The organism is Pseudonocardia lutea (assembly GCF_042658055.1).
In the GTDB taxonomy this organism is placed as follows: domain Bacteria; phylum Actinomycetota; class Actinomycetes; order Mycobacteriales; family Pseudonocardiaceae; genus Pseudonocardia; species Pseudonocardia lutea.
This window is the reverse complement of the sequence record NZ_JBHSQK010000096.1, coordinates 75,896-86,737: the sequence shown is the minus strand read 5'-3', so window position 1 is coordinate 86,737 and position 10,842 is coordinate 75,896. Positions and strand designations below refer to the sequence as shown.

The 10,842-nt window shown below is 74.6% G+C and carries 11 protein-coding genes; 10 read left to right on the top strand and 1 reads right to left on the bottom strand.

The genetic code is table 11. The features are described 5' to 3' along the window. The 8 genes from ptsP to recO form a co-directional block, all read left to right on the top strand. Window positions 1-1,836 (top strand): phosphoenolpyruvate--protein phosphotransferase (ptsP, locus tag ACFQH9_RS28585; protein ID WP_379570921.1); only part of this gene is annotated, 1,836 nt, incomplete at its 5' end. Between the two features lie 186 nt (window positions 1,837-2,022). Further along, on the top strand, window positions 2,023-2,580 hold the full coding sequence (gene ybeY / locus ACFQH9_RS28580; RefSeq protein ID WP_379570919.1) for an rRNA maturation RNase YbeY: 558 nt from the start codon (window positions 2,023-2,025) through the stop codon (window positions 2,578-2,580). Between the two features lie 31 nt (window positions 2,581-2,611). Then, on the top strand, window positions 2,612-4,015 hold the full coding sequence (locus ACFQH9_RS28575; RefSeq protein ID WP_379570917.1) for a hemolysin family protein: 1,404 nt from the start codon (window positions 2,612-2,614) through the stop codon (window positions 4,013-4,015). Then, on the top strand, window positions 4,002-4,358 hold the full coding sequence (locus ACFQH9_RS28570; protein ID WP_379570915.1) for a cytidine deaminase: 357 nt from the start codon (window positions 4,002-4,004) through the stop codon (window positions 4,356-4,358). Before ACFQH9_RS28575 ends, ACFQH9_RS28570 begins: the two co-directional genes overlap by 14 nt. Further along, on the top strand, window positions 4,355-5,587 hold the full coding sequence (gene lhgO / locus ACFQH9_RS28565) for an L-2-hydroxyglutarate oxidase (RefSeq protein WP_379570913.1): 1,233 nt from the start codon (window positions 4,355-4,357) through the stop codon (window positions 5,585-5,587). Before ACFQH9_RS28570 ends, lhgO begins: the two co-directional genes overlap by 4 nt. A gap of 28 nt (window positions 5,588-5,615) precedes the next feature. Further along, on the top strand, window positions 5,616-6,542 hold the full coding sequence (gene era, locus ACFQH9_RS28560) for a GTPase Era (RefSeq protein WP_379570911.1): 927 nt from the start codon (window positions 5,616-5,618) through the stop codon (window positions 6,540-6,542). A gap of 196 nt (window positions 6,543-6,738) precedes the next feature. Next, on the top strand, window positions 6,739-7,572 hold the full coding sequence (locus ACFQH9_RS28555) for a class II glutamine amidotransferase (protein ID WP_379570909.1): 834 nt from the start codon (window positions 6,739-6,741) through the stop codon (window positions 7,570-7,572). Window positions 7,573-7,637: 65 nt separating this feature from the next. Continuing rightward, window positions 7,638-8,426, top strand: a complete 789-nt coding sequence (gene recO, locus ACFQH9_RS28550) for a DNA repair protein RecO (RefSeq protein WP_379570907.1) — start codon at window positions 7,638-7,640, stop codon at window positions 8,424-8,426. Between the two features lie 239 nt (window positions 8,427-8,665). Here recO and ACFQH9_RS28545 read toward each other — a convergent pair whose 3' ends face one another. Continuing rightward, window positions 8,666-9,577, bottom strand: a complete 912-nt coding sequence (locus ACFQH9_RS28545) for a hypothetical protein (RefSeq protein WP_379570905.1) — start codon at window positions 9,575-9,577, stop codon at window positions 8,666-8,668. Between the two features lie 62 nt (window positions 9,578-9,639). Here ACFQH9_RS28545 and ACFQH9_RS28540 point away from each other — a divergent pair, with 62 nt between their 5' ends. Continuing rightward, window positions 9,640-10,431, top strand: coding sequence for an isoprenyl transferase (locus tag ACFQH9_RS28540; RefSeq protein WP_379570903.1), 792 nt, complete (start codon window positions 9,640-9,642; stop codon window positions 10,429-10,431). After that, window positions 10,428-10,823 carry a hypothetical protein gene (locus ACFQH9_RS28535; protein ID WP_379570901.1) on the top strand — a complete coding sequence of 132 codons (396 nt, stop codon included), beginning with the start codon at window positions 10,428-10,430 and terminating at the stop codon, window positions 10,821-10,823. The genes ACFQH9_RS28540 and ACFQH9_RS28535 overlap by 4 nt, the downstream gene beginning before the upstream one ends. The last annotated feature ends 19 nt before the right edge of the window (window positions 10,824-10,842 follow it).

The window sequence follows — 10,842 nt, the reverse complement described above, 5'->3', positions numbered from 1 at the left end:
GCCCCGACGCCGCCGCCGGGGCCCGCCGGCGTCGGGCAGGAAGGCGGCCCGCTCCCCGCCTCACCCGGCATCGCGATCGGGCCGGCGCGGCTGCACCGGGCCGTCGCGCTGCGGGTCCCCGACGAGCAGGCGGAGGACCCCGACGCCGAGCGGGAGCGCCTGGACCGCGCCCTGGACGAGGCGCGCCGCGCGATCACCACGGTCCGCGACGCCACGCCCGCCTCGGAGGCGGCGATCTTCGACGCCCACCTGATGATGCTCGACGACCCGGCCCTGGTGGACGCGGCGCGCGCCGGGATCGCGGCCGGCTCCGCGGCCCCCGTGGCCTGGGCGGCCGCCGTCGACGACGCCGAGCGGACGCTGGCGGAGCTGCCCGGCGAGTACCTCCGGGCCCGCGCCGCCGACGTCCGCGCGGTCGGCGACGAGGTCCTGCGCGCCCTGCTGACCGGCCCCTCCCGAAGTTCCGGGGAGGAGCCACCCACCACCTCGTCCGGCCCCCCGCCCGGCACCGCATCCGGCACCTCGCCCGGCCCGGTCCCCGACATCCCCGGACCGACCCCCGACGACCCCGGCGCACCCGCCGTCCTCGTGGCCGCGGACCTGACGCCGGCCGAGGCGGCGGTGCTCGACCCGGAGGCGGTGGTCGGGGTCGTCCTGGCCGGCGGCAGCGCCACCGGGCACGCGGCGATCCTGCTGCGCGCCCGGGGCGTCCCGGCCGTCGTCGGTGCGGGTCCCGCCGTCCTGGACGTGGCCCCCGGCACCCCGCTCGCGCTCGACGGCACGGCCGGTCGCCTGGTCGTCGACCCGTCCGCCGAGGTCCGGGCGCTCTTCGGGGCCCGGCTCGCCCGCCGCACCGAGCAGGAGGCCGCCGCGCGGGCCCGCGCGCACGAGCCCGCCCGCACCCGCGACGACGTGCGGATCCTGGTCGGGGTGAACGTCGGCGCCGAGGCCGCGGGAGCCGCCGGCACCGGTGCGGACCTCGCCGGCCTGGTCCGCACCGAGTTCCTCTTCCTCGACCGCGCCGAACCGCCGGGCGTCGACGAGCAGGAGGCCGCGTACCGGGCCGTCGCCGAGGCGTTGGGCGGGCGCCGGATCGTCCTGCGCACCCTCGACGTCGGCGGCGACAAGCCGCTGCCCTACGTCCCGATGCCCGCCGAGGCGAACCCCTTCCTCGGCGTCCGCGGGCTGCGGCTGGCGCTGCGCCGCCCGGACCTGCTCGCCGACCAGCTGCGGGCGATCGTCCGGACCGCCCACGCGACGCCGGTAAGCGTGATGTTCCCGATGGTCACCGTCCCCGCCGAGCTGCACGCCGCGCGGGCCGCCCTCGACGAGGCGATCGCCGCCGAGGGCCGGGGCCGCCCGCCGGGCCTCGAGGTCGGGATCATGGTGGAGGTGCCGGCGGCGGCGCTGAGCGCGGCCGCGTTCGCCGGGCACGTCGACTTCCTCAGCATCGGCACCAACGACCTCACCCAGTACACGCTCGCGGCCGAACGCGGCTCGGCCGAGGTCGCCGCCCTCGCCGACCCGCTGTCCCCGGCTGTCCTGCGGCTGATCGGGTCGACCTGTCGCGGGGCGCCCGGGGCGATGGTCGCGGTGTGCGGGGAGCTCGCCGCCGACCCGGCCGCCGCCCCGCTGCTCGTCGGGCTCGGGGTTCGGGAGCTGTCCGTCGCGCCGCCCGCGGTCGCCCTGGTCAAGCAGGCCGTCCGGGAGATCGACACGGGGGAGGCGGTCGCGCTCGCGGAACGGGCCCTCGCCGCCCCGGACGCCGCCGCCGTCCGGACGCTGCTCGCCCCCGACCCGACTCCCGACCCGACTCCCGACCCGACCGCGCACTGACCACGCGGACCCGACCGCGGACCGACCGCCGCCGCCCCGGCCGTCCGTACCCGTCGCCGACCCGCACCGGGGCCCGTCGGATGCCGACCGACCGGCCCCGGACCGGGTGCGACTACCCTCGTCGGCAGTCCCGTCCGCCGACCCGGCCACCGAGGTCGCCCCGAGAAGGTTGGTCCGAGAACCGTCGTGAGCATCGAGGTCGTCAACGAGTCCGGCGTCGCCGTCGACGAGTCGCTGATCGTGTCCGTGGCCCGGTACGCGCTCGACGCCATGCGGGTCAGCCCGGCGGTCGAGCTGGCGATCACCGCGGTCACCCTGGACACCATGTCCGAGCTGCACGAACGGTGGATGGACGAGCCCGGCCCCACGGACGTCATGTCCTTCCCGATGGACGAGCTGGTCGAGGACACCCGCCGCCCGGACGCCCCCGAGATCGGCCCGGCGCTGCTCGGCGACATCGTGCTCTGCCCTGCGTTCGCCAAGGACCAGGCGGTCAAGGCCGGGCACACGCTCTCCGACGAGCTGCACCTGCTCACCGTGCACGGCGTGCTGCACCTGCTCGGCTACGACCACGCCGAGCCGGACGAGGAGCGGGAGATGTTCGCACTGCAGAACAGGCTGCTCCACGACTGGCGCACCGAGCGGGCCCAGGCCGCGGCCCGCGAGGCCCAGCGGCGCAGCGACACGCGCGTGCTGGGCGCCGTCGGACTCGACGACCCGGCCGGCCCCGCCGAGCCGCGCTGACCGCGCCCGCCCGAGGACCGCAGGAGAGTAGATGAACGCCGCCGGCCTGCTCGCCGTCGCGATCGTCCTGATCCCCTTCGCCGGGCTGTGCGCCGCGGCCGACGCCGCGCTCACCTCGATCTCCCGCGCCCGGGTCACGGACCTGATCCGGGCGAACCGGCCGGGGTCGCGGGCGCTGTCGAAGGTCGTCGACGACCGCGCCCGCTACGTCAACCTGCTGATCCTGCTGCGGCTGATGGGCGAGACCGTGGCCACGGTGCTGCTCGCGGTCTCGCTCGCGAGCTGGTTCGACCCGGCGTGGGTCGGCGTGCTGCTCGCCGCGGTGATCATGGTCGTGGTCAGCTACGTCCTGATCGGGGTCGGGCCCCGCACGCTCGGGCGCCAGCACCCCTACGCGCTCGGCCTGGCCGTCGCGGCGCCGGTGCGGGTGGTCGCCACCCTGCTCAGCCCGCTGACCAAGCTGCTCATCCTGGTCGGCAACGCGATCACGCCGGGTCGCGGCTTCCGCGAGGGCCCGTTCTCCTCCGAGGTCGAGCTGCGCGAGCTGGTGGACATGGCCAGCACCAGCGGCGTCGTCGAGGAGGGCGAGCGGAAGATGATCCACTCCGTCTTCGAGCTCGGCGACACCATCGTCCGGGACGTCATGCAGCCCCGGCCGGACGTCGTGTGGGCCGAGCAGGACACCCCGGTGCAGAAGGTGGTGCGGCTCGCGCTCCGGAGCGGCTACTCCCGGATCCCGGTGCTCGGCGAGGGGATCGACGACGTCATCGGCGTCGCGTACCTCAAGGACCTGGTCGGCGCGGGCTGGGACCGGCCCGAGGCGCGGCTGGCCGAGGTCGTGCGGCCGCCGGTGTTCGTGCCCGACTCCAAGCGGATCGACGAGCTGCTCAAGGACATGCAGCGCACCCGCAACCACATGGCGATCGTGGTCGACGAGTACGGCGGCACCGCGGGCGTGGTGACGATCGAGGACATCCTCGAGGAGATCGTCGGCGACATCTCCGACGAGTACGACACCGACGAGGTGCCCGAGGTCCAGCGCCTGGACGGCGGCACCCTTCGGCTCGCCGCCCGGCTGCCCGTCGAGGACCTGCAGGAGCTGTTCGCCGGGGAGTTCAGCGGCACCGAGCGCGAGGAGCAGCTGCGCGAGGCCCTGGAGCAGGCCGACGTCGACACCGTCGGCGGGCTGCTCGCCCAGCGGCTCGGCAAGGTGCCGCTGCCCGGCGCCGAGGCCGAGGTCGACGGCCTGCTGCACCTGCGCGGCGAGGGCGGCAAGGACGCCCGCGGCCGCATCCGCATCACCTCGGTGCTGGTCACCCCGATCGCGGCGCCCGACGCCACCGCGCCGGAGGCGTCCGCACCCGAACCCGTCGAACCCGAGGAGGACGCCGCCGACCAGGCCGACGTCCGGGAGGAGACCGATGTCCGGCAGTAACCCGCCCGAGCTCGCGGCCGAGGACGCCAAGATCGTCACGCTGGCCCGCTCCGCGCGCGCCCGCACCGGCGCCGCCGAGGGCGCCGCGGTCCGCGACACGGACGGCCGCACCTACGCCGCGGCCTCGGTCGCGTTGCCCTCGCTGCGGCTCACGGCCCTGCAGGCGGCCGTCGCGGCCGCGGTGTCCAGCGGGGCGCCGGGGCTGGAGGCCGCCGCCGTCGTCACCGACAGCGGCGAGGCGGACGAGGCCTCGGTCGCGGCGGTGCGCGACCTGACCGCGGCCGCGCCGGTGATCGTCGCCGACGCCTCCGGCACGGTCGTGCGGGTGTTGGCGCCGGCATGAGCACGCCCCGGTACGACCTGGTCGTCGTCGGCGGCGGGATCGTCGGCCTGGCGACCGCGCACGCCGCCGTCCGCAGCGGGTTGAGCGTCGCCGTCGTCGAGCGGGAGTCGCGGCTGGCGAGCCACCAGACCGGCAACAACTCCAACGTCATCCACTCCGGCCTGTACTACGCCCCGGGCGGGCTGAAGGCCCGGCTCGCGGTCGCCGGGTGCGCCGAGACGGTCGCCTTCTGCCGCGAGCACGACCTGCCGCACCAGGTGTGCGGCAAGCTGGTCGTCGCCACCGAGCCGGAGGAGCTGCCCCGGCTGGCGGAGCTGGAGCGGCGCGGGAAGGTCAACGGCGTGGCGACCCGGCGGCTCGACGCGGCGGGCATGCGCGAGCGGGAGCCGCACGTCCGCGGGCTCGAGGCGCTGTGGGTCCCGTCCACCGGCATCTGCGACTACCGCGCGATCGCCGAGAAGCTCGGCGAGCTGGTGGTCAAGGAGGGCGGGGAGATCCACCTCGGCCGCGCGGTCACCGGGATGGTGCGGCGGGAGACCTCGTCCCGGCCGGACGTGGTGGTCCGTAGCGCGCAGGGCGACCTGCTGGGGGAGCGGGTCGTGGTCTGCGGCGGGCTGCGCTGCGACGAGCTCGCCCGCGCCGCCGGCGCGGACCCCGGCGTGCGGATCATCCCGTTCCGCGGCGAGTACTCGGGCCTCACCGAGGAGGCCGCCGACCTGGTCAGGGGCCTGATCTACCCCGTGCCGGACCCGGCCTTCCCGTTCCTCGGGGTGCACGCCACCCGGGGGATCGACGGGCACGTGCACGCCGGGCCGAACGCCGTGCTCGCCCTGGCCCGCGAGGGGTACTCGTGGGGCACGGTCAAGCCCAAGGAGCTGCTGGGCTCGCTGGTGTACCCGGGCATGCTGCGGGTCGCGAAGCGGCACTGGCGCTACGGGCTGGGCGAGGTGCACCGGTCGCTGTCGAAGGCGGCGATGGTCACCCAGATCCAGCGGATGCTGCCCGAGGTCGAGGCGCGCCACCTCACCCCCGCCGGCGCGGGCGTGCGGGCGCAGGCCGTGAAGCCGGACGGCACGCTCGTCGACGACTTCCTGCTCGTCGAGCAGGGCCGGGGAGCCGGCTCGATCCTGCACGTGCTCAACGCGCCCTCCCCGGCCGCGACCGCCGCCCTCCCCATCGGCCGCGAGATCCTCGAGCGGCTCACCGGCGACAACCCGGGTCCCCTGTGACCCGCTCCGACGTGCGAAGCGAGGCACCATGACCGCCTTCGGGTCCTGGCCCGAGGACTTCCGTTCCGGCTTCGCCTGCTTCGTGGGCCGGCCCAACGCGGGCAAGTCCACGCTGACCAACGCCCTGACGGGTGCGAAGATCGCGATCACCTCGTCGCGCCCGCAGACGACCCGGCACGCGATCCGCGGGATCGTGCACCGGCCGGACGCGCAGCTCGTCGTGGTCGACACCCCCGGCCTGCACAAGCCGCGGACCCTGCTCGGTTCCCGGCTCAACGACGTGGTGCGCGAGACCTGGGCCGAGGTCGACGTGATCGGCTTCTGCGTGCCCGCGGACCAGCCCGTCGGCCGCGGGGACGAGTTCATCGCGAACGAGCTGAGGTCCGTCGCGGGCCGCACCCCGGTCGTCGGCGTGGTCACCAAGACGGACAAGGCGCAGCCGGAGCAGATCGCCGAGCGGCTGACCCAGATGACCGAGCTCATGGAGTTCGCCGACGTGGTGCCCTGCTCGGCCACGAGCGGGTACCAGGTCCAGCTGCTCGCCGACCTGCTGGTCGGGAAGCTGCCCGAGGGCCCGCCGCTCTACCCGGAGGGCGAGCTGACGGACGAGCCCGAGGAGACCCTGGTCGCCGAGCTGGTCCGCGAGGCCGCCCTCGAGGGGGTCCGCGACGAGCTGCCGCACTCGATCGCCGTCGTCGTCGAGGAGATGATCGAGCGCGAGGACCGGCCCGCCGACGACCCGATGCTCGACGTGCACGCCACGATCTTCGTGGAGCGGCAGAGCCAGAAGGGCATCGTGATCGGCCGCGGGGGCGAGCGCCTGCGGCAGGTCGGCACCGCCGCCCGGAAGCAGATCGAGGCGCTGCTGGGCACCCGGATCTACCTGGACCTGCACGTCACGGTCGCGAAGGACTGGCAGCGCGACCCCCGTCAGCTGCGCAAGCTCGGCTTCTGACCGGGTCGAGTGCGGACGTCGAGCCGGGGCTTCTGCCCGTCCGACCTCGCCGAGCACAGCCGCGACCCGGCCGCGGGCCCGCCCGCGGGCGTCCCCCTCGCTCCCGCCGTCGCCGGTGCCGAGGTCGTCCCGTCCGGGTGAGGTCCGGCGACACCGGGTACGCGAGCGTGACGCGGACGCGACCAGGGAGGCCTCGATGTGCCGGTGGCTGGGGTACTACGGCAACCCGATCGAGCCCAGGGAACTGATCTACGACACCCGGCACTCGCTGATCGAGCAGAGCAGGCGCGCGGCCCCGGACCGGGCGATCGCCAACGGCGACGGCTTCGGGCTGGGCTGGTACGGCCGGGGCCCGGACCCGGCGCTGTACCGCAGCGAGTCGCCGGCCTGGGGCGACCAGAACCTGCGCGAGATCGCCGCCGAGGTGCAGTCCGGGCTGTTCCTGGCGCACGTGCGCGCCGCGACCGGGACGCCGGTGCAGCAGACCAACTGCCATCCGTTCCGGTACCGCAACTGGATGTTCGTGCACAACGGCTACGTCGACCGCTGGGCGGAGCTGCGCCGCGACCTCCTCCACGCCGTCCGGCCCGACCTCTTCGCGAACGTCCTGGGCAGCACGGACTCCGAGGTGCTGTTCCACCTCGCGCTGACCTTCGGGCTCGAGGAGGAGCCGCTGCCCGCGCTCGAGCGGATGGCGGGGTTCGTCGAGGCCGCCGGCCGCGCCGCGGGCTCCGAGCACCCGCTGCAGATGACCGTCGGGGTGGCCGACGGGGAGCGGCTCTACGCGGTCCGGTACGCCAGCGGCCCCGAGGTCAACACGCTCTACGTGAGCAGCGAGGTCGACGCGTTGCGCCGGCTCTACCCCGCGGACGAGCGCTGGCAGCACTTCTCCGAGGAGTCCCGCGCCGTGGTCTCCGAACCGCTGACCGACCTGCCGGGGCTGTGGCACGAGGTCCCGCCCTCGACCGCCCTCGTGCTGCAGAAGGGACCGGACGGGGAGCAGCCCTTCCGGCCGCGGCCGCCGGACTGAGCGGTCCTCCCGTCGACCGGCCGGTCGCGACGCGCGCACCGGCGGCGGGGTCGTAGGCTTCACCGGTGAGCACCCTGTACCGCGACACCGGTGTGGTGCTGCGCGTGCAGAAGCTGGGCGAGGCGGACCGAATCGTCACGCTGCTGACCCGGCGCTACGGCAAGATCCGGGCGGTCGCGAAGGGCGTGCGCCGCACGCGGTCCCGCTGGGGCGCGCGGCTCGAGCCGTTCAACCACGTCGACGTGCAGTGCTACACCGGCCGCAGCCTCGACGTCATCACCCAGTGCCAGACCCTCGACGCGTTCGGCAGCGGCGTCGTCTCCGACTACTCCCGCTACACCGCCGGCTGCGCGATGCTCGAGACGGCCGACCGGCTGGTCTCCGAGGAGGGCAGTGGGCACAGCGGCGAGACCCTGCGGGTCTACCTGCTGCTCGTCGGCGCGATCCGGGCCCTGGCCGGGCGGGAGCGGGACGCCTCGCTCATCCTCGACGCCTTCCTGCTCCGTGCCATGAGCCACGCGGGCTGGGCACCGGCGATCACCGAGTGCGCCAAGTGCGCCTCCCCGGGGCCGCACCGGGCGTTCAGCGTCGCGGGCGGCGGCGCGGTGTGCGACGTGTGCCGCCCGCCCGGCTCGGTCCTGCCCGGCCCCGCCGTGTTCGCCCTGCTCGACGCGCTGCTGCACGGCGACTGGGAGGTCGCCGACGCCGCCGAGGCCCACACCCGCCGCGACACCTCCGGCCTGGTCGCCGCACACCTGCAGTGGCACCTGGAGCGCCAGCTCCGCTCGCTGCCCCTCGTGGAGCGCCGCGGCGACCCCACCGCCGCCGCGCCGGGGGCGAACTCGATCGGCTGAGCCCGTCGATGACGCGACCGCGCCGTCCCTGCCGTCCCTGCCGTCCCTGCCGTCCCCCCTCGGTCCCCGCGTTTCCAGCGGTTCGTGCTGCGGCTGGTCGCGGTGTGGCAGGGCTGGAACCTGCCGCGCCTCACGGGCTGATCTGCCACTTGTGCGCAGTGTGGTTCCACAACGCGTCAGAACGGGCAGCTCTGCGCATCATGGTTCCGTAACGCGAGCAGAGCGGCCGGATTTCCGCGTCATGGTCCCATGATGCGCTCGGGCGCAGACCCGACAGCGGCAGTGCGCGCCGCGCCGATCGGACCCGCCCGCCGGACGGCCTCGGCGGCGTCGACCGCGGCCCGCTCCGCCTCGCGGTGTGCGGCCTCCGTGACGGCCTGGCGCTGCTCCGGGTCGGCGTCGAAGCGGCCGGCGATCGCCTCCTGCACCGCGATCTTGGCCCGCACGATCGGCACCCGGTACCGCTTCTCCCGGAGCACAGCGCGGTCCATCTTCTTCGGCCGCGTCAGGTACCGCCAGCGTGCCCAGGGCGAGCCGGGCCGGGCCAGCCGGATCGCCGTGAAGAACAGCAGCGGCGTGAGGAACAACCCGAGCAGCCCCGTCCAGAGCTTCCCCTTGGCCAGCGTGATCACCACGAGGAGCAGCTGCAGGGCGAAGAACACCAGGGTGAGGACGACGTCGACCACCTCGCCCGAGGAGAGGCCGTCGAAGGAGTCGTCGAAGCCCAGCGGGTGCAGCCCGCACAGGAACAGCCCGGTGATCGTGACGGCGACGAACACGGCGTCGACCGAGCTGCGGCCCTGCGTGCTCCAGTAGACGTCCGACAGGTGCAGGATCAGCGCGAACTCGTCGAGCACCAGCGCCGAGCCGATGCCGAACAGGCTCGCCAGGAGCACGTTCGGGACCACCGCCTCCACGCTGGCCAGCGCGATCAGCCCGAAGCCCGCGACCAGCATCATGATCATGCCGAACACGACGTGGTGGATGTGCAGCCCGCCGGGGGTGACGTTGCCCGGCCACCACGACACCTGGGCGCGGATCATCCGCACGCTGAACCGGATGAACAGGAAGGCGACGAGGAAGGCGCACAGGAAGCAGAACAGCGGGAGCCGCCCGGTCGCGACGATCGTCTCCGTGAACCACGCCCCCATGTGCAGTGCGTACAGCAGGTCGGGCCCGGAGTCCAGGGACTGCGGACGTAGGCTGCCTGTCCGTGCCGACTCCTGGGCCCTTCCAGCCCCCGCCGCCGCACCCGTCGGGCGCCCGCCCGCCGGCGATCCCGCCGGAGCTGGTCCCGAACCACGTCGCGCTCGTCATGGACGGCAACGGCCGCTGGGCCAACGCCCGGGGCCTGCCCCGCATCGAGGGCCACCGGCGGGGCGAGGCCTCGCTCATAGACGTCGCGCGCGGCTGCATCGACATCGGCGTGAAGTGGTTGTCCGCCTACGCCTTCTCCACCGAGAACTGGAAGCGCAGCCCCGACGAGGTGCGCTTCCTGATGGGCTTCAACCGGGACGTCATCCGCCGCCGGGTCGACGAGATGCACGCGATGGGGGTGCGGGTCCGCTGGGCCGGGCGCCGGCCGCGACTGTGGCGGTCGGTGATCAGGGAGCTCGAGGTCGCCGAGGAGAAGACCAGGCACAACGACGTGCTGACCCTGACCATGTGCGTGAACTACGGCGGCCGGGCCGAGATCGCCGACGCGGTGCGGCAGATCGCGCAGCAGGTCGCCGAGGGCCGCATCCGGCCGGACAAGATCGACGAGCGGACCATCGCGCGGTACCTCGACGAGCCGGACATGCCCGACGTCGACCTGTTCGTGCGGTCCTCCGGCGAGCAGCGGACGTCGAACTTCCTGTTGTGGCAGAGCGCCTACGCCGAGATGGTCTTCCTCGACACGCTCTTCCCCGACTTCGACCGCCGGCACATCTGGGAGGCGATCGAGATCTACGCGAAGCGGGACCGGCGCTTCGGCGGCGCCGTCGACCAGGCGGGCTCGTCGTGAGCCTGGAGGTCGCGCGCAAGGCGCTGGAGCGCTACCACGACGTCGAGGTCGACGCGGACGGCGCGCTCACCTTCGCCCACGGCGGCGTGCTGTGCGTGGTGCAGGGCACCGAGCTGGAGGAGGGGCTGCCCGTCCTCAACCTCACCTGCGTCGTCGCCTGGGACCTGCCGGTGTCCGCGGACCCGGCGACGGACGTCCCCACCCGCGTCGCCCTCGGCGTGGGGGAGGGGCTGTTCGGCACGCCGCGGGTGGTGCGCGGCGAGAAGGGCTGGGACGTCACCCTCCGCTACGCGTTCCCCGCCGCCGGGCTCGCCGAGGGCCCGATGGGGACCCTGCTGATGCTGGTGGTGAGCAGCGCGTCGAGCATGCGGACCGAGCTCGTCGGGGGGTGACCGCCCTCGTGGGTGGCGG